Raw genomic sequence first — 20,468 nt, forward strand, 5'->3', positions numbered from 1 at the left:
CTTAAGCTACTGTTTATATGCGTCTGAGCAGCATCAAACTGGCTGGCTTCAAATCTTTTGTTGAGCCGACTAAAATTCCCTTTCCAGAGCCGATGACTTGTGTTGTTGGCCCCAACGGGTGTGGCAAGTCTAATGTCATTGACGCCGTCCGCTGGGTGTTGGGTGAAAGCTCCGCAAAAAACCTCCGCGGCGATGCCATGACGGATGTTATCTTTAATGGCTCAACCCATCGCAAGCCTGTGTCTCAGGCTTCGGTAGAGTTGCTTTTCGATAATACTCAGGGGCGACTGCCGGGCTCTATGGCTGATCGGACTCAGGTGGCCATCAAGCGTCTGGTCACTCGAGATGGCCAGTCACTGTATTTCCTCAATGGCAGTAAATGCCGTAAACGTGACATCACGGATATCTTTCTTGGCACCGGCCTGGGCCCGCGCAGTTATGCGATCATTGAGCAAGGGATGATTTCGCGACTTATCGAGAGTAAGCCGCAAGAGCTGCGTATCTTTTTAGAGGAGGCAGCCGGTGTCTCCAAATACAAAGAGCGTCGTCGGGAAACGCAGACTCGGATCAAAAGTACCCGAGAGAACCTGGAACGTTTGCTGGATATGCGTCAGGAGCTGCAAAATCAGCTCGACCGGCTGTCAAAGCAGGCCGATGCGGCCCGTCAGTATCGAGACCTTAAGGCACAGGAGCGGACTCTGAAAGGCCAGCTGGCGGTGTTAAAGTGGCAGGAGTTACATGCCAGGCAGCAGGAAAAAACTACTCAGATCACTAAACTGAATGAGCAATTGACCTTTTTGGAGCAAGCCCATGGCGGCCATGATGATGTCCTGGCCACGTGTGAACAACAAGTCACCCACTTCAGCGAGGCGCAAACCCAATTACAACAGCAGCTTCATACTACCCAAACTCAGTTAACCCGGCTGGAGCAGCAGAAAATCCACCTGGGCGAAAAGCGCCGTGACTTAGTGGATAAACAAACAAAGCTGAACGAAGAGATTGCCCAGGCTCAGACGTTATATGAACAGCAACAACAACATTGTGCAGAATTAGCCGAGCAAGCTGAGATACATCAGGAGGCTGCGCAGATAAGTGCAGAGAAGCTGGCGGAAGCAGAAATATTAAACGAAGAAAAAATCCAGCAGCTGCAAGCATCAGAAGCGGCGAATCAGCAGAATCAGCAGGTACTTGAGCAGGCACGACAGCATGTTCAGCAATGTCAGTTAGCGTTGCAACGTTTAACTCAGCAACAACAGCACCTGACGCAGCAACAAGCACAACTGGCACAGCAGTTGGCGCAGCATGGCACACAAAACCCGGCTGAGGCATTGGCACAGCAACAAAAGGCACATCAGGAGTTGGTGCATGCGATGGCCATCTCACAGCAAGAAAACCAGCGTCTGAGTGCCGAGCTAAACCGTTTGAATGAGGCAAAAGCGGCGTTACAGCAGCAGGTTCAGACACAGCAGGTCAAACTTGGGCAGGTTCAGGCTCAGGTGCAGGCGCTGGAAAAACTCACCCATGCTCAGCAAGGTGACAGCGAAGACGCCCCAGGTGCGTCATTGCTCAGTGCTTTAAGGGTCGAACCGGGCCGCGAACAGGTTGTGGAGCGTGCGATGCTGGGGCTGGGCTCGCTGCGGATCACAGAACAAGACTATGTCAACCGGATCTGGGCCAGTACAAAAAGAGAGAAAGCCCCGAACAGCGTGGCGATGTTAGTCCATTCAGACGTTTACCCCGAGTTTCTCAATCAGATTGAGTGGCTCGGTGAGGCGCGTCACTTTAGCGCACACACAGCGTTTTTTGCCGCCATTGATGATGTAGGCAACTTGTATGGGCATAACTGGCGGGCGCAAGAGACAGATACGCAGTCGGAGAACTTACTTGCCCATTATAGTGAGCTGCGTGCCCATCAGGCGGCACTGCCGGAAATTGAAGCGCGGCTTAGCGAACTGGAAGCTGCGCTTGGGCCACTGGAAACGTCGGTGTTGCAATGTGCCGAGCAGCTTGAAACCAATAAACAGGCTGTTCATGAAGCGGCCAAACAGGTCGCCAGCAGCCAGACTCGGGTGGATATGTTAGTGGCTCAGCAAACCAGCTGGCAACAACAAAGCCATCAGCTAGAGCGTAATCAACATGAACTGGCTGAGCAGAGTGAACTGCTGGTGGCACAGCTCGAAGAAAGCGAGCAAACTTTGTGGCAGGCAGAAGAAGCGCAGGAACTGCAGCAGCAACAGATGGACCAGGCAAGCGAGTTACTGGAAACGCTCAAGCGGGTGCAGCTTCAGCAACAGCAACAACAACGTGATATTCAACAGCAACATCATCAGGCGAAACTGAAACTTCAGCAGGTTGAAAGTGATGTGCAGCTTGGCCAGACTAAACTCAGCCACCTTGCCCAGGCCCTGTCGCAGGGCACAGAATCACTTGCGCAAGTGCAGCAACAATTGCACAGTTGTGAAGAACCAGGTGTTGAGTTGGAGCAACAGCAAACAGAATTGTTGATCCGCCATACCGAGCTGGAGCAAGCATTACAGGATGGCGCGGCACAGCTGAATGAAGCAAAGCAGCAACTGAGTGATAAACAGCTGGCGCTTAAAGATGCTCAGGCACAGAGCACTAAACTTAAAGAGCAGCGCCAGCAGTTAGCGTTGCAGGAACAAAGTTTAATGGTGAAGGCACAGGCCGTACTTGAACCTTTGACAGAGCTGCGTCAGACCCTCAAAGACGTTCTGGCTCAGCTTCCTGAAGACGCACAGGCCAGCAACCATCAGGGTAAGTTGACTCGCATTGCCCAGCAGCTGAGTCTGTTGGGCGCGGTTAACCTTGCCGCGATTGAAGAATTTGATGAGGCCCAGCAACGCAAGCGGTATCTTGACGAGCAGCTGGACGACCTTAGTGCCGCGCTGGAAACGCTGGAAGGGGCTATCCGTAAAATTGACCGTGAGACGCGCAGCCGTTTTAAAACGACTTTTGATCAGGTGAATCAGGACCTGGCGGAACTGTTTCCCAAAGTGTTTGGCGGTGGCAGCGCTTATCTTGAACTCACTAGTGATGACTTGTTGGAAAGCGGTGTCACCATAATGGCAAGGCCGCCGGGTAAGAAAAACTCGACAATTCATCTGTTAAGTGGTGGAGAAAAAGCCCTGACCGCATTATCATTGGTATTTTCAATATTTAGACTGAATCCGGCCCCATTTTGTATGCTGGATGAAGTAGATGCACCGCTGGACGATGCGAACGTAGGACGCTTCTGCCGACTGGTCGAAGAAATGTCGCAAACGGTGCAGTTTATTTACATCAGCCACAATAAGGTCGCAATGGAAATGGCTGGCCGGTTGACGGGGGTAACCATGGCGGAACCCGGAGTTTCACGTATGGTTGCCGTAGACATAGAACAAGCAGTGCAAATGGCGCATGCATAATAAGTAAAGGTGAGCAATGGCCACAGAATTAAGATGGGCATTAATCGTGATCAGTGCACTGATCATTGGTGGATTATTGATACATGGCTTATGGTCGGTGAGAAAAAAAGAGAACCAGGACACCACCGATAGCCCCGCACCCGCAAAAAAGCCGGAGACAGCCCCCCAGCCACAGCACGAAGAAGAGCCTCAGCTGGGCGAAATGAGCTTTTCTGCGGTTGATGAGGATAAGCAACCGGCCTCTGCTGAAGCCGATACCGAAGCGACCGAGCAAGCGGAGACTGAGCAGCAGGAAGCACCGCAGGAAACTGCGCCACAGGACTTTATTATTCTGCATATTGATATGCCTGAAGGGTTAACCATGGCGGGCTCTAAGCTGCTACCTTGTGTATTAAGCTTGGGCTTTAAGTACTCTGATGAAGGCTTTTTTAATCGTCATGTTGAATCATCCGGCAATGGTCCGGTCTTGTTCCGTTTGGTCAATATGTATAATCCGGGCACCTTCGATATCGACAATATGGAACAATTCAGCACCGGTGGCGTGAGTCTGTTTATGACCTTGCCGTGTGAAGGTGACAGCATGGCAGCGTTCAATATGCTGCACAGTGCAGCGAAGAAACTCGCCGATGAATTTGGTGCCAGTGTGCTCGATAGCAATCGAGAGCCACTCACTGTGAATACCACCCGTGCCTATGTTGAAAAGGTACGAGAATATACCGTATAAGCGTTAAAGCTGCCTTCGGGCTCAAACGCGACAGAGCCACGGACCCGGGTCCGTGGCTTTTTGTGTTATTAAGAGGTTGTAATGTCAGAAACTATCAGCAAACAAATCAAAGAATTAAGACAGCAATTGGAAGCCTATAACTACCAATATTATGTCTTGGATCAGCCAACGGTACCCGATGCAGAATATGACCGTGTAATGCGTGCCCTGATCGAGCTGGAAACTCAGCACCCTGACTATGTAACCCCAGACTCACCGTCTCAGAAAGTAGGGGGGGCAGCGCTGAGTAAATTTGAACAGGTTACCCATCAGGTCCCTATGTTGTCGCTCGATAATGCATTTGATGAAGCTGAATTCACTGCTTTTAATCGCCGCATTAAAGAACGTCTGCTGCACAATGAAGAGTTAGATTTCTGTTGTGAACCTAAGCTGGATGGCCTGGCTGTCTCTATTCTTTATCGCAATGGTGTGCTGGTCCAGGCAGCAACTCGCGGTGATGGCCAGGTGGGTGAAAATATCACCGAAAACGTCAAGACCATCCGCAATATTCCACTGCGCCTGCGTGGCGATGATATTCCCGCGGAGCTGGAAGTACGTGGCGAAGTCTTTATGGACAAAGCGGGGTTCGCTCGCCTGAATGAAACCGCAGCGCAACGTGACGAAAAAACCTTTGCTAACCCGCGTAATGCGGCCGCGGGAAGCCTGCGTCAGCTAGATCCTAAAATTACCGCAAAGCGGCCACTGATGTTTTACGCCTATTCAATGGGTGTCGTACAGGGCGCTGAGCTGGCCGATACTCATTATGCTCAGCTACAACAGTTGAAAGAGTGGGGCTTGCCAATGTGCCCGCAGACAAAGCGGGTAACAGGCGCCAGTGCGGCTTATCAGTACTATGAGGCCATCATGGCTGAGCGCGATGCGCTGCCTTACGAAATAGATGGTGTAGTGATTAAGGTTGACCATAAGCCATTTCAGGAGCAGCTCGGTTTTGTTGCACGTGCGCCGCGCTGGGCCATTGCGTTTAAATTCCCCGCACAGGAGGAATTGACTCAGTTACTGGATGTCGAGTTTCAGGTGGGGCGAACCGGCGCCATTACACCTGTAGCGCGCCTTGAGCCCGTATTCGTTGGGGGAGTCACGGTTTCTAATGCGACCTTACACAACCGGGATGAAATTGAACGTTTGGGCGTAAGAGTTGGTGATACTGTCATCATTCGACGTGCCGGGGACGTGATCCCGCAGATCACCCAGGTAGTACTGGACAAAAGGCCTGCGGATGCCCGTGAGATTACTTTCCCGACTACCTGCCCGGTGTGTGATTCCCATGTTGAGCGGGTAGAGGGGGAAGCGGTTGCGCGTTGTACTGGTGGCTTAGTGTGCCGCGCGCAACGTAAAGAAGCGATTAAACACTTTTCTTCGCGTAAGGCGCTGGATATCGATGGACTGGGTGACAAGATTGTCGAGCAACTGGTTGAACGCGAGTTGATCACGACGCCAGCCGAATTATTCATATTGCGTCAGGGGCACTTTGAGTCGCTGGAGCGTATGGGCCCGAAATCAGCGAAAAATTTGGTTGCGGCATTGCAGGCAGCGAAACAAACGACTCTGGCCAAGTTTATGTATGCACTTGGGATCCGTGAAGTGGGCGAGGCCACGGCACAAAACCTGGCGAATCATTATTTGACGCTTGAAAACGTGATGAACGCCTCCATTGAAAGTCTACAGGAAGTCAGCGATGTTGGCGTAGTGGTTGCCCAGCATATCCATGCGTTCTTCTCTGAGCCTCACAATCAGAAAGTGGTGAGTGACCTGCTAGAGCAGGGACTTCATTGGCCTGAAATTGCAGCGAAGGAAGAAAGTGAGCAACCGCTTACTGGTTTAACATACGTTCTGACAGGTACTTTGAGTCAGTTAAACCGCAACGATGCTAAGGCACGATTGCAGGCACTGGGTGCCAAAGTATCCGGCAGCGTGTCAAAGAATACCCATGCACTCGTTGCAGGCGAAAAAGCGGGTTCTAAGCTGACTAAGGCGCAGGACCTCGGGATTGATATCCTGGATGAGGCGGCGCTGATTGCACTGCTTGATTCACATCAGGGGTAATTAACAGGCAGGCTACTAACCTGCCACAGAATGAGAGAAGTGGTATGAGCAAGTTACAGGCAGGGTATGGACCCGAGTATTGGGATAAATATGGGGTATATCGCACGCCTGTAGGGTTTAACCTGACTTTATTGGTGTTGCTCAGACCCTTCTTTTTATGGCTGGTTTCAGCCCTTACATGGCGTCCTGATCTTGACCTCATGTCATTGTTTTTCCATTCAAAGCAGCACTTCTTTGTGGCAGTCATGATAGCGAGTCTGGCACTCATCCCGACTGTGCTGTTTTCATTACGCAGGCCAACGAGTTCTCCCAAACTAGCCAGTTTCTGGCGTCATATGCGCTGGCCACTACTGCTGGCAGCCTGTCTCGACCTGACCTGGTTAGGGATGCAAATTGTTCAGGCGCAGTATCAATTTTCTTTCTATCTGGCCATTCAGGCTGTGTTGGTGTCCTGGGTAATTTTGTATTTGCTCAAAAGCCGATACTTAACGTGTTTTTTTGGGGATTGGCCTGAACCTGAAAATAATTGACTTGACGCTGACGGGCTAACAACTAAACATTAGGGCGATCGTGGCTTTCATATTGGCGTAAAAATACCACGCTAGTCTGATCCGGACTGGCTGTGTGACTCTATAACAATAAGACAAATCTCATGTGTTTGCCAATATGGAGTAACTCTACATCAAGCGGAGAAAGAGACATGTTAACTTGGCGAGATATTCTGCAGTTCGCAGACAACGGCAATCCACAACCACCCAGGCGCGTCGAAAAAAACCTGATGCAATGGCAGGCATTGCTGGAACCTTCTGTTTTTCATATTACCCGCAACCGCGGTACAGAGCGTCCATTTAGCTCGCAAAGTTGCACCGTATTTTCACCGGGTAAATATCACTGTGCCTGTTGTGATCAGCTGCTTTTTGATGCAGAAGAAAAGTTTGATAGCGGCTCAGGCTGGCCTTCATTTACGCAGCCATATTGTGCAGATTCAGTCGCTTATCGGCTGGACCGCTCTCATGGTATGGACAGGGTGGAGATTGTTTGCAATGTCTGCGATGCACACCTTGGACATGTTTTTCCGGATGGGCCAAAGCCCAGTGGTCTACGCTATTGTGTCAATGCACTGGCGTTGAAAAAACATGAAGAAGGCACCCACTAACTTAACAGGGGCGATTTTCGTTAGGATTTAAAGTCTAGTTTCATCTCTGCCAGCTGGGCTTGCAACTTGTCGAAACGTTCCTGCTGCTCTGGTTCAAGTTGTGCTGCACTTAGTGTTTTATAGCATTTTTCTGCCAGATTTGAGTTAAACGTGGTGGCTTGCTTTCCAGTTGCATCGGCCAGGCACTGCAATAAATTGAGTGCGATACTGGCATTTTTAGGCATCACTCTGAATGCCTGTGTAAACGCTTCTAAAGCCACGTCTAACTGCCCCTTCTGAAACTGTTTTACAGCATGGTTATTGAGCTCTTTTGGCCCCATTGTGATGTTTTTACGCTCATCCTGTTGTTGTTGAAGCAGGTGCATTAAGGTTGGATCTTTCTGCTGCTGATGGCGTTCGCAGTGCGTAATTATTTGACCAAACAACGCTTCTGCTTTGTGCTGAAACCCCAATTCGTGAAAGGCTTTGGCTTTATCTAATGCAGCATCAACCGAACGTATTTGAGGTTCATCTTCCAACTGCTCCATGAGTTGCCGCGCTTTGGTATGTTCATCTTTCAGATAATGAAGCCGTGCATTTAATACGTCAATTTGAGTCTGGTTGTTGGCATTGGGAAACTGCTTTTTGAGATCGCTCAGATATTGCTGTGTTTGCCGGGTGAGACGGGTGATCTGATCATGCTGATCTGTACTGAGTGCAAAGTCAATGCCGGCTCGTGCTGCATTCAAATAGACTTCAGGGCTGTCATGCATTGAAAAGCGGGCAAAGTTGGCGATTTCTTTTTGTGCATTGTAGCTGCATTCATAATCATGGTTAATACGTGCAACAGTACTGAGGGATTTCTGACGCTCAATATTGCGCGGCGCAATTTGAGAGGCTTTTACCAATGATTCCTGCGCTTCTTCAAATTGGTTGAGTTTGAGCTCCAGGCGAGACAAGAGATCTAATGCGGCAAGTCGGGTTTCGCTTTTTTCTATCAGTGACTTGAGCATTTTTTGCGCCATGATGTCTTCATTATTTGCAATCAGGGTTTCGACTAAACCGAGTTTGGCCCAGGTAAATTTTTGCAACTCTAGTACGGAGCGGTAGAATTGCTTGGTTTCGTCAAACCGCTTAAGTTTTAACAGAGTCTCGCCTTTAAGCTTTAGTAATATCGGGCTGTAAGCGTGCTCACCGCTCTCAAGTTCAGAGTTGATGAGTTTGAGTGCCTTAGAGTAGTTTTCGTCGTCAATCAGGTTATAGAGCGCCTTAAGGCTACGTTTACGCTTTAACACCCGCTCAATACGCGCTTTGAGTTCCTTTATGCTAAATGGCTTCACCAGGAAGTCATCTGGTTGCAACTCGACGATGCTGTGAACTAATTCTGGACTGGTTTCGGCGGAGGTGAAAATAAACCCGGTGCTTTGGCGGATCAGGCGTTTTTTAAGCAACTCCTCATATAGCTGATACCCATTTTGACGTTTGCTCAGATCAAACGAGCAAATAATTAAGTCGAATTTATGATGGATACAGCTTTCCTTTGCCAGCTGGGCGTTTTCGGCAAACTGGACGTTTTTGTAAGCCAGCTGGTCCAGCGACTGTTTAATGTAGCTCAGCGCCAGCTGCTGTTCTTCCACGATCAAAATTTTTGCATTTACAAAGGGTTGAACAGGCATAGAGTAAAAGATAAAGGAATAAATTCTGCATGCTTTTAGTCTAGACGTTTATTTTTTCTTTTGAAACATAAGGATTAAAAAGCTTGGTAAGAATGCATAGAAAGTAGGGGGGCATTGTTAGAACGAGTCCAGTGCTGAATTGACTGGAGTATACGAGAAAAATAACAGCAATTTAGATGATGGTGGGTTGTACTGGACTTGAATTGGTAATGTTCGCCTTGGTTAGGAATGAGTGCGATGTGGCATCGACCAATGTATACGAGGTAAATAAAAGGAATTTAGAGGATGCTGGGTTGTACTGGACTTAAGTTGGTAATGTTCGCCTTGGTTAGGAATGAGCGCGATGTGGCATCGACCAATGTACACGAGGTAAACAAGAGGAATTTAGAGGATGGTGGGTTGTACTGGACTTGAACCAGTGACCCTCGCCTTGTAAGGGCGATGCTCTCCCAACTGAGCTAACAACCCATGCATAGATGCAGGAATATACTCTGTATTTCCGAGGAAATGGTGGGTTGTACTGGACTTGAACCAGTGACCCTCGCCTTGTAAGGGCGATGCTCTCCCAACTGAGCTAACAACCCAGAGTATTATTTTGGCAAGAATTAAATTTAAGATGATGGATTGTACTGACCTTAAATCAGCCCCTGCCTTGGTAAGAATGAGCGCGATGCTGCATCGACCAAAGTTCACCAATTAATGGTGGGTTGTACTGGACTTGAACCAGTGACCCTCGCCTTGTAAGGGCGATGCTCTCCCAACTGAGCTAACAACCCATCTTAAATTTACAGCAGAATTCAAAGTCATGGTGGGTTGTACTGACTTTAAATCAGCCCCTTGCCTTGGTAAGAATGAGCGCGATGCTGCATCGACCAAAGTTCACCAATCAATGGTGGGTTGTACTGGACTTGAACCAGTGACCCTCGCCTTGTAAGGGCGATGCTCTCCCAACTGAGCTAACAACCCATAACTTGTTTATTCTGCTTTATGCGTATTGAACCATAATTTTTTAATCTAAATAGACCATTTAAATTATGGTGGGTTGTACTGGACTTGAACCAGTGACCCTCGCCTTGTAAGGGCGATGCTCTCCCAACTGAGCTAACAACCCAATACGCTGTTTCAAATTAATGGTGGGTTGTACTGGACTTGAACCAGTGACCCTCGCCTTGTAAGGGCGATGCTCTCCCAACTGAGCTAACAACCCACATTTGAAACCAACAACACCTTGCCGTGTCGTTGTGGGGCGCTATTATATGTTTCCTTTCAAAGGAGTCAACACAAAATCCTGATTTTTTATCTGTGTGCTTCTTTTATGTCCACTTGTTCGTTTTTTGGGTATTTTCCTTCATTATATGTCCGGGCAATAAATGAAGCATAGATATCTTATGAAAGTGATAGAAATAGAATTGGGAGTTGTGGGGGGATCAGGTTACAGGCTGAATTAAAGAGGGGGGTGAGTTGTCGGGCAATATTAAAAGGCTTATTTTTGTGCTGAGTATCTTTGAGTCTCAGCTCAAATCACTTGTTGCATCGCAGGGGGCTTTCATATGCGCTTTTTAATTGCACTACAACTTGGTGAGAAATATAGAAGGTATAAGTAAAAGTGACCTCCAAATATTGGTGGGGAAGTGTCATGACCCGTGTTCGATAGGGTGAACTGGTTTTAAATTGAGCAAAAACATAGACTTCTATTGATTGCACCCTGAATTTCGCTTATATTCTGTTCTTTCGGGGTGTTTTTGCAGCAGTTGAGAAAAACTTGCAGGAAAGGTGTTGACTTTGTTTTCTGTGATGCATAGAATGCGCCCCGCACTCAGCGATGAGGCGGTGATGTTTCATTGCGAATAGGTGAGGGGCTATAGCTCAGCTGGGAGAGCGCTTGCATGGCATGCAAGAGGTCGGCGGTTCGATCCCGCCTAGCTCCACCAAACCTAGTGTAAATATGTCCTAGTGATATAATGTTCGGATGTGGCTTCGAATGCCATACTTCGAAATATTGTGTCCCCTTCGTCTAGAGGCCTAGGACACCGCCCTTTCACGGCGGTAACAGGGGTTCGAATCCCCTAGGGGACGCCACTTACTTCGGTAAGTACTAAACTCATATGGTGAGAGTCTAAATAGCCAGTCCTAGTGACACAGAACATTCTGTAAGAGAGAGAATAATGCCGTTCGCTTTTTCTGGCAAAAGGCTCACCTCAACGCAGAATTAGCAAATCAGTGATTTGCTAGACAAATTCTGCGTCCCCTTCGTCTAGAGGCCTAGGACACCGCCCTTTCACGGCGGTAACAGGGGTTCGAATCCCCTAGGGGACGCCACTTACCTCGGTAAGTACTAAACTCATATGGTGAGAGTCTAAATAGCCAGTCCTAGTGACACATTTTGTGTCCCCTTCGTCTAGAGGCCTAGGACACCGCCCTTTCACGGCGGTAACAGGGGTTCGAATCCCCTAGGGGACGCCACTTACTTCGGTAAGTACGATACTCGTATGGTAAGAGTCTAAATAGCCAGTCCTAGTGACAAAAGATTTTGTTAAAGGAAGTTCGGTCTCGCTGGCTCGACTTTCACGCTAACAAAAAATTATTGAAGCGGTGCTTCAATAAGCAAATTTTTTGTCCCCTTCGTCTAGAGGCCTAGGACACCGCCCTTTCACGGCGGTAACAGGGGTTCGAATCCCCTAGGGGACGCCACTTACTTCGGTAAGTACGATACTCGTATGGTAAGAGTCTAAATAGCCAGTCCTAGTGACACATTCTGTGTCCCCTTCGTCTAGAGGCCTAGGACACCGCCCTTTCACGGCGGTAACAGGGGTTCGAATCCCCTAGGGGACGCCACTTACTTCGGTAAGTACAGTACTCGTATGGTAAGAGTCTAAATAGCCAGTCCTAGTGACAAAAGATTTTGTTAAAGGAAGTTCGGTCTCGCTGGCTCGACTTTCACGCTAACAAAAAATTATTGAAGCGGTGCTTCAATAAGCAAATTTTTTGTCCCCTTCGTCTAGAGGCCTAGGACACCGCCCTTTCACGGCGGTAACAGGGGTTCGAATCCCCTAGGGGACGCCACTTACTCAGGTAAGTACCAAACTCATATGGTGAGAGTCTAAATAACCAGTCCTAGTGACACAGGAACAACACCTGCGTCCCCTTCGTCTAGAGGCCTAGGACACCGCCCTTTCACGGCGGTAACAGGGGTTCGAATCCCCTAGGGGACGCCACTCTTCTTTTTAGTAATACCATTCTTGTTAATAATTTATCTTCAAAATATCTCATTAGATTCATTATCCCCTGTTTCATTATTTTCAATATTAAAATGAATTTTTTCATATATTTCATTTACTTGAATTATTTGATTTAAAACAAAGTTAAGGCTTTATTAACAAGCTCACCTCAGAAAAATGGGTTAGTATCGCGTCTTTTAGGTGAGTATCATGGCCAAAAGATGTACCGATTATACGGATAAAGAAAATGATTATCCGGTCTCTTATAACCTCTTATCTACCACAGATACAAAAGGGCGTATCACATACGCGAACCAGAGCTTTTGTGACGTTGCTGGCTTCGAATTAGATGAGCTGGAAGGGCAGCCACATAACCTGGTACGTCACCCAACCATGCCCAAAGCCGCATTTAAAGATCTCTGGCAATTCATCGGGTCAGGCAAGCCCTGGATGGGCATAGTAAAAAATCGCTGTAAAAATGGAGATCATTACTGGGTCAATGCTTATGTGACGCCAATCAATGATGAGCTTGGTCAAACTGCCGAGTATCAATCCGTGCGAACCAAGCCCGAGCGGGAGGTGGTGAAACGTGCTGAAAACATTTACCAGCAACTTGATAAGGGAGTTGATGCGGCAAAATTGACGCGTTCATCTATGTCTTTGTCAGCTCAAATGATGTTGATCCTTTTAGTGTCTTATATATTGAGCATGATTTTTACCAGTTTACCTGCACCATGGAACTATATCCTCGAGACCTTACTGCTCGTTGGCGTACTTACGCTGACTTATCAAAGGCTGTCACCAGTGCGTCGTTTGAGTAAAAAAGCCAAACAAGTTTATGACAATCCGCTGATGCAAAAAATCTATCTCAATAAAGTGAATGATGTTGCGGCCATTGAGTTGGCGTTGCTGGCACGCGGCTCTGAACTACGCGCTGTACTGGGCAGAGTACAGGATGCCAGTCAACTTGTTGACCAGCATGCACAAGCAACCGTGTCAGAGTGCCACAGCAATACCGAGTTACTGCAGGAACAACAAAGTCAAACAGGCTCCTTGGCGACAGCGATGAACGAAATGACCGCTGCGATTTCTGATATTGCGGGCAATACCAGTGATGCAGCAAACCGCTCTGAAGGGGCTTTGCGCTCAGTATTGGATTCGAACTCTGTGGTGCAGGCCAGTATGCAAACAAACCATGCTCTATGCGAAGAGTTGAGCCGCACTCAGCGTGATATTGCTGAGCTAAATGAACAAACCGTGCATATTGGGGGAGTGGTTGACGTGATACGTGATATTTCAGAGCAGACTAACTTGCTCGCTCTGAATGCGGCAATAGAAGCGGCCAGGGCCGGTGAGCAGGGAAGAGGTTTTGCTGTAGTGGCTGATGAAGTAAGGGCATTGGCGCAGCGTACTCAGGATTCGACCAGAGAGATTGATGACATAGTGGCCGGGCTCAAACAACGGGCTGAGCGCGCGGTAGCGGCGATTCAAAATGGGGTTGAGAAGTCGACTGAATGTGTGGCTCAGGCTGAGCAAACAAAAGAAAACCTGGCCTCGATAGAGCATATGGTAAAAGATATTTCTGCACTGAATTACGAAATAGCCACGGCGACTGACCAAATGTCGGGGGCCAGTAATGAGATCAACGACAAAGCCGTGAATATCTCCGGGCTTGCGAATGCCTCAATGCAAAGTGCAGACACCACTACAGCAGCGATGAAAAATACAGAGCAAGCACTGGCCGATCAAGCTGCATTGGTTGACCAGTTTTTGTTAAGGCTAAGTTGTTAGCCCTTTTTGGTGACATGCGCCAGGAGCTGGGTATGTCTGTCCCACTCAGTGAGTTTGCTTTTTCTGGATTGTTTTTTCAGGACTTCATTGATGAAGCTCTTGCGTCCATACTGCTGGGTAATAACACACTTATCGAGCGAAAAACCGCGCGCGGGACAGTATTCCCGGCCATAGTAGATAATTTGCAAATGGAGGTCGTTCCACTTTTCTCTGGGGAATAACCTTTTTGCGTCGCGCTCGGTTTGTTCAACACTTTTCCCGTTGGTTAATCCCCAGCGATACATAAGTCTGTGAATATGTGTATCAACGGGGAAGGCTGGCACATTGAAAGCTTGTGACATTACAACAGAGGCGGTCTTATGGCCAACACCAGGCATAGCTTCAAGGGCCGCTAAATCCTGAGGAACTGCTCCATCATGCAATTTAATGATCATATCTGAAAGATGCCAGATCCCTTTGGACTTCATCGGTGATAATCCGCATGGCTTAATTATTTCTTTGATTTCATCAATTGTCAGTTTCACCATGTCATACGGATTGTCTGCACGGGCAAACAACTTAGGGGTGATTTGGTTGACGCGCTCATCAGTACACTGCGCTGAGAGTAAAACAGCGATAAGCAAAGTATAAGGATCTTTATGATCTAAAGGAATGGGGGGCGAAGGGTACAGTTCGTCCAAAATGTTTATGATTGCCTGTACTTTTTCTTTCTTTGATATCGATGTATTCATATTGATGTTTTGAGCTATTTAGGTTGTAAGTAGTTGCTTGCGATACTGTCCTGGTGTGCAACCTGCAAATTCCTTAAATGCGCGTGAAAAGGGCGCGGCAGAAGCAAAGCCACTTTCAATCCCAACAACCAGTACAGGCCAGTCACTTTTATCTGGTGCACTTAATATCGTTTTGGCATGTTCAACACGCATCTGGTTAACGTAATGATTAAAGTTTTTGGCTTTGAAATGGTTGAGCATAATCGTGCGAATTCGATATTCGGGAACGTCTAACTCCCGGGCAATATCAGCAACTCGCAAACTAGGCTCTAAATAGCGTTTTTCTTTAACCAGCAAAGTATGGATTTGATGAGCAAGCGCATTTTCTTCCTGAACAGACGAATCAGTACGTTTTACTTTTTGATCAAACTGTTGTTGACGGTATCGGATCAATCCGTGTGTGCTGATTAATATTAACGTGTAGGCAAAAGCAACAAGCCAGCCTCGTCCCTCTCCAGCCAGTAAATCAGTTGGTAGTGCAGCTGCAAATAGCATGACGCTGGAACAGCTAATCATGAATGAAGTGAGGAAAATTCCAGCCATTTTACGGTATATTGCTGTGGCACTTTGCAAGACACGATAGCCTTCCCAAAAGGCGAGAATGAGCATACCAGAAGATAATAAGGCAATGGCTTCTGATAAAACGATTGTCAGCGCAGGGAGCAAATTGGTATCCAGCAGCCACATTTTCTCAGAAAAGCGTAGCAGGTGCCGCAATATCATACATGCTCCAAGTAAGCCGACGAAAAGGAGGTGATGACGATTGATTGGGTTCGTTTTACGGAAAAAAGCGCGCGAAAATAGCCAGTAACCACTACAGGTAGCGAAACCGAAAACGCCTATCAGATGATGATAAGGGGCCCAATAATTACCTGTCAGTTTATAGCCAAGGTGCATAGACGAAGAGGCGCAAAACACGGCAAATACTATATGCAATACATGGCTTCTTCGCAGACGATAATGAATCGCAGCTAAAACCAGGCTCAGTAAAATAACAAATAGTTGCGCGATGTTCAGCAGGTCCAATGCTTACTCCCCCCATTCCTGCTGCGATTCTACATTAATTTCAATGTTTTTCGAGAATCTTCTTATTTATCGCCCTTTCGTACATCGATTTTCAAATTCGATCTTCCTTGAACTCCCATGCATGGCAGCATAGAGGTGAAATCTAGAAAACGAGGCATTGCTATGCAAAGTAATTCATCCACAGAGAACGAATCTAATAATATAACAAGAGAAAACAATAATATGCATGATTTCATAGAAAAGGGTGCTCCGCCTGTACCGTTGTGGAAAACTTGGGGGCTTAGGATCATTTTTGCTGCAATGGTCATTGTATTGGGGTCAAAGCAATTGAACTACATACTGGAGGGGGCTTCTGAGTGGAACAACTGGAGGGGACTAGGACATTCGATGTTGGTAACGCTGGCTGTATTGGCAATTGGAGGTGTTTTTCGCCCTTTAGCCTTTTTACCTATTATGATCTTTGAAATTGCCTGGAAACTCGTTTGGCTGACTGTTGTCGCTTTGCCATCATTTCTCGCAGGTCAGGATGTTCCGGGTATCGTAAACGCAAAATCATCAATTATTGGTATATGTGTATTGATTGTTTTGATCCCATGGAAATATGTCTGGTGGAGATACGTTACTCTGCCTATTGAGCCATGGAGACGCAAGAAGCAAATTAATGATAAGACGTCATAACAGAATAAGCTAGCAAAACCGGAGATACCGGGGCGGTACGTATAACTGCCTCCACGGTGTTTTTGGGTGCTATAGGGCAACGGAGGGAGTGTGATATACAATGAGCGTTTCAGCGCGCTGGAACTTCTGAATGCAATCAGTTCAGACAAAGCTCAGCTGCAACAAGTGCTGAGCCAGTTCACAGAGGAAGAAAGCGCGGTGATACAGGCAAAAATAACCTTGCTAAATTACCATATGTCTTTGGCGAATAGGCTAAATATTGACTGACCTTGTCTTAGCTTGTGGTGCAAAGTTCTACTAACTTACTTTTGCAACACAGTATCGCAAATAAATAAATTTTATCGGGTGATCCTTTTAAATACGATTTTGTTATAATATAACATTGTCAAGTTCAATGTTCTGACAAGGCACCTTTATGCAAGCACTTAATTCCACTCCCTCAACGCTCACAACTGAGCAAATTCTGGCTGCACCTGAATCCGATTATATGAATGCCGAACAATTGGCATTTTTCAGACAATATCTGATTGAGTTACATGACTCTACCAGAGCGCGTATTCGCGACACCAAAGCACAAATAATGGATCCGCCTGAATTGGTTGATTTGAGTGACAGAGCATCATGGGAGGAGCAATGCATGATCCTGATGCGCATTGTTGACCGTGAGCAAAAGCTGTTACCTAAAATTCAGCAGGCACTGGAGCGGATCCGGCTCAATGAGTATGGCTATTGTCAGGAAACGGGTGAGCCGATCGGCATTGCCCGCTTGTTGGCAAGGCCCACGGCTGAATTATGCGCTGACGTAAAACTGTGCTCTGAACTGAAGGAGCACATGTATGTTAAAGACAGAGATGCCTGACAGAACTTGAACCCACACAATCTACCGTCAAAAACTGTGTAAGGTAATCAAGCAATGGCTATGTTAAATACATCAAATTTATTGCCCGTAACCGTGTTGTCAGGTTTTCTAGGGGCAGGAAAAACCACGGTGCTGAACCATATTCTGAGTAACCGTGAGGGGCTAAAAGTAGCCGTTATTGTCAATGATATGAGTGAAATCAACATTGATGCTGCGACGGTTCAAAATGAAGTGAATCTCAATCGGGCCGAGGAAAAATTGGTTGAGATGAGTAATGGATGCATTTGTTGCACACTCAGAGAAGACCTGCTTGAAGAGGTCAACCGGCTGGCTAAGTCGGGTAAATATGATTATCTGGTGATCGAATCAACTGGCATTTCTGAACCACTGCCTGTGGCCGAAACTTTTACCTTTGCAGACGAGCAGGGGGTAAGTTTATCTGACATCGCCACTTTGGATACCATGGTCACAGTGGTGGATGCGGTGAACTTTCTGAAAGATTACGACAGGGCAGAGGCGTTGCAGGATGTCGGCGAGAGTTTAGGTGAAGAAGATGAGCGTAGTGTGGCCGATTTACTTGTTGAGCAGGTTGAATTTGCCGATGTATTGCTGATCAGCAAAACAGATTTGATCTCAGGTACCGAGCTTAAACGCTTGCAGAGCATTTTGCGTACACTTAATACCGATGCTGAGCAAATACCAATGGCACATGGTAAGGTCCCTCTGGCGCAGGTGTTAAATACCAAAAAATTCAGTTTTGAAAAAGCCCAGCAGGCACCCGGCTGGCTCAAAGAGCTCAGGGGCGAGCACATTCCGGAAACGGAAGAATTTGGCATCAGCAGTTTTACCTTTTGTGCCAGAAGACCCTTCCATCCGGAAAAATTTTATGACTTTTTACACAGTGACGAGCTGGCCGGTAAGCTGATTCGCTCAAAGGGGTTTTTCTGGCTGGCAACCCGGCCTCACTTTGCCGGTAGCTGGAGTCAGGCTGGGGGGATTGCCAGACATGGTGCGGCAGGATTATTTTGGAAAGCCGTACCACGAGATCAGTGGCCAGAAGACCCGGAATATATTGCTGCCATTGAAGAGCACTGGGTTGAGCCGTTTGGTGACATGCGCCAGGAATTAGTGTTTATTGGTCAGGGGCTGGATAAAGAAGACATTATCCGCCGCCTGAACGCGTGTTTGTTGAGTGAAGAAGACGTGCTAAAAGGCCAGCAAGCGTGGAAAACGCTGCCGGATCCTTTCCCTTCTTGGGAGCACTAAACAAAAACCAACCAGGCAATCAGGCTGGCCGTCAGACAGTAATAAAGCATGGGAACTAGGGTGTAGCGAATAATATCGCCCTCTTTGCCATGCAGGCCGACGACACTGGCGGCTGCCACCACATTGACTACCGCAATCATATTGCCACCATTCGCGCCGAGCATTTGTAGTGCCAGCACCAGCTGCATATCCAGCCCGGCTTCTGTTGCCAATGCTTGCTGAAAGCTGGCAAACATCAGGTTAGAAAAGGTTGCCGAGCCCGCGATAAACGCCCCTAACGCACCTACCAGGGGTGCAATCAATAGCCAAAAGTCACTCAAGTGTAACGCAACAGATTCAGCCAGTGCCATTGGCATGGCAGGCAGGTCTGCATCATTTATTGCTGAATGAAGAAAGATGCGTACCATAGGCACGGCTGCGCTCAGTGCGATGACAGAGGGCAATAGCATACTGACACTGTTTTGCAGCGCAAGGCGAAAGTGTGACATCGTGCCGCCTTGTAACCACAAGGCAAAAAGCGCGGTTACGACAAACACACTGCCAGGCAGGTACAGAGGCATGACATTAACTGAAATGGCTGATCCCAGGATATGGGCCCATTCAAACTGAACGTTTTGTAGAATGGCCTTGAACGGCAATGAGGGGATCCGGGTTAGCACAAGTAATGCAGCAACTATCACATAGGGTAACCAAGCTTTGATCAGGCCCAATGAAGGAGTGTCTGCATTCGACGTCGTCGATATTGTTGTGTTTTCGGGTTTAGGCAACAAAAATCCTTTTCGCGCTAAGGGGCAGACAATAGCTAACCCCGCCATTGCGCCCAGCACAGAGGGAAACTCTGGCCCCAATAACCAGGCGACGCTATACGCGGGCAGGGTAAAAGCCAGCGCACTGAATAGAGCAAAAGGCGCCATAGCAAATCCGGATCGCCAGCTAGGGGCGTCGCTGAAAAAGCGACAATACAGCATAACTAAAATCAACGGCAGCAGGGCTGCAACAACAATATCAATACCAATGGCGGTTAAGGCAATGTGCTGAACTTGTGTGTAATCGATATTCGCGGCGCCCTGACCAATTCCGACAATCGCCGGTGTACCAACGGCACCAAATGAGACCGCACTGGAGTCGGCCACCAGCGCCAGTACAACTGCGCTCAGCGGTGTAAACCCCAGGGCAACCAACAAAGGCGCTGCGATGGCAGCGGGTGTACCAAATCCGGCTGCCCCCTCCAGAAAGCTGCCAAATAACCAGGCAATGATAATCAGCTGTACTCGTTTGTCCGGACTGATCCGGGCGAAACCATTTTTAATGGTGAGGATAGCCCTGGTGTGTTGTAGCACCTTCAGTAAAAAGATTGCCCCAAAAACAATCCATATTATGGTTATTGCGATGATCAAGCCTTCCAGCGCGGCGGCTGAGATTTGTTGCCAGGGGACTTGCCAGACCAAATAAGCGGATAAAGCGCTAAGCAGCAAACTAAATGGCATAGCTTGTCTCGCAGGTAACCTAAATAATACCAGCAAGATAAACACGCTAAGGATTGGCACCAGAGCCGTGAGTTGTTGTGGTAGTGTCATCAGAGAATAACCAATCCGTTGCTTAATAAAGTGAGCTTAGCACGTCAATAAGGCACTGAATATATGGAGTTTGCAACACTTGTTCTAGAGGTAACGCCGGCAAGCTGCGCAAAAAATGGGTCAGGTAAGACACAAATGTAATGGTTTGTAACACTTCATTTGGGCTTATCGTGCAATTGATGTACTCGATTAACATACGTCTTGTTAGTATGAATTTTAG

Annotated in this window: 14 protein-coding genes and 14 tRNA genes; 18 read left to right on the plus strand and 10 right to left on the minus strand. The window is 47.6% G+C overall.

All coding sequences use genetic code 11. The annotated features are described in order from the left end of the window. Positions 1-17 precede the first annotated feature (17 nt). From QNM19_RS13410 to msrB, 5 genes are all read left to right on the plus strand, one after another. Complete coding sequence (locus tag QNM19_RS13410; protein WP_284026791.1) at positions 18-3,425, plus strand: AAA family ATPase; 3,408 nt, start codon at positions 18-20, stop codon at positions 3,423-3,425. Between the two features lie 16 nt (positions 3,426-3,441). Continuing rightward, a complete protein-coding gene (gene zipA, locus QNM19_RS13415; RefSeq protein WP_049863658.1) occupies positions 3,442-4,149 on the plus strand; it encodes a cell division protein ZipA in 708 nt (235 codons plus the stop codon). 81 nt (positions 4,150-4,230) lie between these two features. Further along, positions 4,231-6,252, plus strand: a complete 2,022-nt coding sequence (ligA, locus tag QNM19_RS13420) for an NAD-dependent DNA ligase LigA (RefSeq protein WP_049863657.1) — start codon at positions 4,231-4,233, stop codon at positions 6,250-6,252. A gap of 44 nt (positions 6,253-6,296) precedes the next feature. Then, positions 6,297-6,782 (plus strand): DUF2919 domain-containing protein, encoded by a 486-nt coding sequence (locus QNM19_RS13425; RefSeq protein ID WP_049863656.1) that lies wholly within the window; start codon positions 6,297-6,299, stop codon positions 6,780-6,782. 170 nt (positions 6,783-6,952) lie between these two features. After that, entirely contained in the window at positions 6,953-7,408 is a 456-nt protein-coding gene (msrB, locus tag QNM19_RS13430; protein ID WP_010386505.1) for a peptide-methionine (R)-S-oxide reductase MsrB, read from the plus strand. Positions 7,409-7,428: 20 nt separating this feature from the next. On the opposite strand, the gene QNM19_RS13435 is transcribed toward msrB, so the two are convergent. The 7 genes from QNM19_RS13435 to QNM19_RS13465 form a co-directional block, all read right to left on the minus strand. Then, positions 7,429-9,063 carry a response regulator gene (locus tag QNM19_RS13435; protein WP_049863655.1) on the minus strand — a complete coding sequence of 545 codons (1,635 nt, stop codon included), beginning with the start codon at positions 9,061-9,063 and terminating at the stop codon, positions 7,429-7,431. Positions 9,064-9,455: 392 nt separating this feature from the next. Continuing rightward, positions 9,456-9,531, minus strand: a tRNA-Val gene (locus QNM19_RS13440). 40 nt (positions 9,532-9,571) lie between these two features. Beyond that, positions 9,572-9,647 (minus strand) — tRNA-Val (locus QNM19_RS13445). A gap of 116 nt (positions 9,648-9,763) precedes the next feature. Beyond that, positions 9,764-9,839: transfer RNA gene (locus tag QNM19_RS13450), tRNA-Val, on the minus strand. A 114-nt stretch (positions 9,840-9,953) separates the two neighbouring features. Then, a tRNA-Val gene (locus QNM19_RS13455) sits at positions 9,954-10,029 on the minus strand. A gap of 69 nt (positions 10,030-10,098) precedes the next feature. Next, positions 10,099-10,174 (minus strand) — tRNA-Val (locus QNM19_RS13460). A 20-nt stretch (positions 10,175-10,194) separates the two neighbouring features. Beyond that, positions 10,195-10,270: transfer RNA gene (locus QNM19_RS13465), tRNA-Val, on the minus strand. Positions 10,271-10,918: 648 nt separating this feature from the next. Here QNM19_RS13465 and QNM19_RS13470 point away from each other — a divergent pair. The 9 genes from QNM19_RS13470 (at position 10,919) to QNM19_RS13510 (ending at position 14,072) form a co-directional block, all read left to right on the plus strand. Further along, positions 10,919-10,994 (plus strand) — tRNA-Ala (locus tag QNM19_RS13470). A 72-nt stretch (positions 10,995-11,066) separates the two neighbouring features. After that, positions 11,067-11,142 (plus strand) — tRNA-Glu (locus QNM19_RS13475). A gap of 164 nt (positions 11,143-11,306) precedes the next feature. Continuing rightward, positions 11,307-11,382: transfer RNA gene (locus QNM19_RS13480), tRNA-Glu, on the plus strand. A gap of 68 nt (positions 11,383-11,450) precedes the next feature. Next, positions 11,451-11,526: transfer RNA gene (locus QNM19_RS13485), tRNA-Glu, on the plus strand. Between the two features lie 152 nt (positions 11,527-11,678). After that, a tRNA-Glu gene (locus QNM19_RS13490) sits at positions 11,679-11,754 on the plus strand. 68 nt (positions 11,755-11,822) lie between these two features. Beyond that, a tRNA-Glu gene (locus QNM19_RS13495) sits at positions 11,823-11,898 on the plus strand. A gap of 152 nt (positions 11,899-12,050) precedes the next feature. After that, positions 12,051-12,126 (plus strand) — tRNA-Glu (locus QNM19_RS13500). Positions 12,127-12,202: 76 nt separating this feature from the next. Next, positions 12,203-12,278: transfer RNA gene (locus QNM19_RS13505), tRNA-Glu, on the plus strand. 213 nt (positions 12,279-12,491) lie between these two features. After that, a complete protein-coding gene (locus QNM19_RS13510) occupies positions 12,492-14,072 on the plus strand; it encodes a methyl-accepting chemotaxis protein (protein WP_049863654.1) in 1,581 nt (526 codons plus the stop codon). Here the strand turns inward: QNM19_RS13510 and nth are convergent. Further along, positions 14,069-14,803: an endonuclease III gene (nth, locus tag QNM19_RS13515; protein WP_284026792.1), complete on the minus strand. Its 735-nt coding sequence runs from the start codon at positions 14,801-14,803 to the stop codon at positions 14,069-14,071. The genes QNM19_RS13510 and nth overlap by 4 nt on opposite strands. 18 nt (positions 14,804-14,821) lie before the next feature. Continuing rightward, positions 14,822-15,868 carry a helix-turn-helix domain-containing protein gene (locus QNM19_RS13520; protein WP_049863653.1) on the minus strand — a complete coding sequence of 349 codons (1,047 nt, stop codon included), beginning with the start codon at positions 15,866-15,868 and terminating at the stop codon, positions 14,822-14,824. Positions 15,869-16,030: 162 nt separating this feature from the next. Between QNM19_RS13520 and QNM19_RS13525 the strand changes: the two genes are divergently transcribed. The 4 genes from QNM19_RS13525 (at position 16,031) to zigA (ending at position 18,671) form a co-directional block, all read left to right on the plus strand. After that, positions 16,031-16,546 (plus strand): hypothetical protein, encoded by a 516-nt coding sequence (locus QNM19_RS13525; RefSeq protein ID WP_049863652.1) that lies wholly within the window; start codon positions 16,031-16,033, stop codon positions 16,544-16,546. A 90-nt stretch (positions 16,547-16,636) separates the two neighbouring features. Continuing rightward, entirely contained in the window at positions 16,637-16,813 is a 177-nt protein-coding gene (locus QNM19_RS13530; RefSeq protein ID WP_156202186.1) for a hypothetical protein, read from the plus strand. A gap of 148 nt (positions 16,814-16,961) precedes the next feature. Then, the gene (locus QNM19_RS13535; protein ID WP_058797409.1) at positions 16,962-17,405 is read left to right on the plus strand and encodes a TraR/DksA C4-type zinc finger protein; all 444 of its coding nucleotides are present in this window, start codon (positions 16,962-16,964) and stop codon (positions 17,403-17,405) included. A gap of 54 nt (positions 17,406-17,459) precedes the next feature. After that, positions 17,460-18,671: a zinc metallochaperone GTPase ZigA gene (gene zigA / locus QNM19_RS13540; RefSeq protein ID WP_417712343.1), complete on the plus strand. Its 1,212-nt coding sequence runs from the start codon at positions 17,460-17,462 to the stop codon at positions 18,669-18,671. Here zigA and QNM19_RS13545 read toward each other — a convergent pair. Continuing rightward, entirely contained in the window at positions 18,668-20,248 is a 1,581-nt protein-coding gene (locus tag QNM19_RS13545; RefSeq protein ID WP_049866265.1) for an L-lactate permease, read from the minus strand. The genes zigA and QNM19_RS13545 overlap by 4 nt on opposite strands. Between the last annotated feature and the right edge of the window lie 220 nt (positions 20,249-20,468).

Source organism: Pseudoalteromonas ardens (assembly GCF_030125445.1).
GTDB classification, from domain to species: domain Bacteria; phylum Pseudomonadota; class Gammaproteobacteria; order Enterobacterales; family Alteromonadaceae; genus Pseudoalteromonas; species Pseudoalteromonas ardens.

What these genes read in the sequence shown, in the direction of transcription:
- QNM19_RS13410 (WP_284026791.1), top strand. Translation starts at nt 18, where the DNA reads ATGCGTCTGAGCAGCATCAAACTGGCTGGCTTCAAATCTTTTGTTGAG.
- zipA (WP_049863658.1), top strand. Translation starts at nt 3,442, where the DNA reads ATGGCCACAGAATTAAGATGGGCATTAATCGTGATCAGTGCACTGATC.
- ligA (WP_049863657.1), top strand. Translation starts at nt 4,231, where the DNA reads ATGTCAGAAACTATCAGCAAACAAATCAAAGAATTAAGACAGCAATTG.
- QNM19_RS13425 (WP_049863656.1), top strand. Translation starts at nt 6,297, where the DNA reads ATGAGCAAGTTACAGGCAGGGTATGGACCCGAGTATTGGGATAAATAT.
- msrB (WP_010386505.1), top strand. Translation starts at nt 6,953, where the DNA reads ATGTTAACTTGGCGAGATATTCTGCAGTTCGCAGACAACGGCAATCCA.
- QNM19_RS13435 (WP_049863655.1), bottom strand. Translation starts at nt 9,063, where the DNA reads ATGCCTGTTCAACCCTTTGTAAATGCAAAAATTTTGATCGTGGAAGAA.
- QNM19_RS13510 (WP_049863654.1), top strand. Translation starts at nt 12,492, where the DNA reads ATGGCCAAAAGATGTACCGATTATACGGATAAAGAAAATGATTATCCG.
- nth (WP_284026792.1), bottom strand. Translation starts at nt 14,803, where the DNA reads ATGAATACATCGATATCAAAGAAAGAAAAAGTACAGGCAATCATAAAC.
- QNM19_RS13525 (WP_049863652.1), top strand. Translation starts at nt 16,031, where the DNA reads ATGCAAAGTAATTCATCCACAGAGAACGAATCTAATAATATAACAAGA.
- QNM19_RS13535 (WP_058797409.1), top strand. Translation starts at nt 16,962, where the DNA reads ATGCAAGCACTTAATTCCACTCCCTCAACGCTCACAACTGAGCAAATT.
- zigA (WP_417712343.1), top strand. Translation starts at nt 17,460, where the DNA reads ATGGCTATGTTAAATACATCAAATTTATTGCCCGTAACCGTGTTGTCA.
- QNM19_RS13545 (WP_049866265.1), bottom strand. Translation starts at nt 20,248, where the DNA reads ATGACACTACCACAACAACTCACGGCTCTGGTGCCAATCCTTAGCGTG.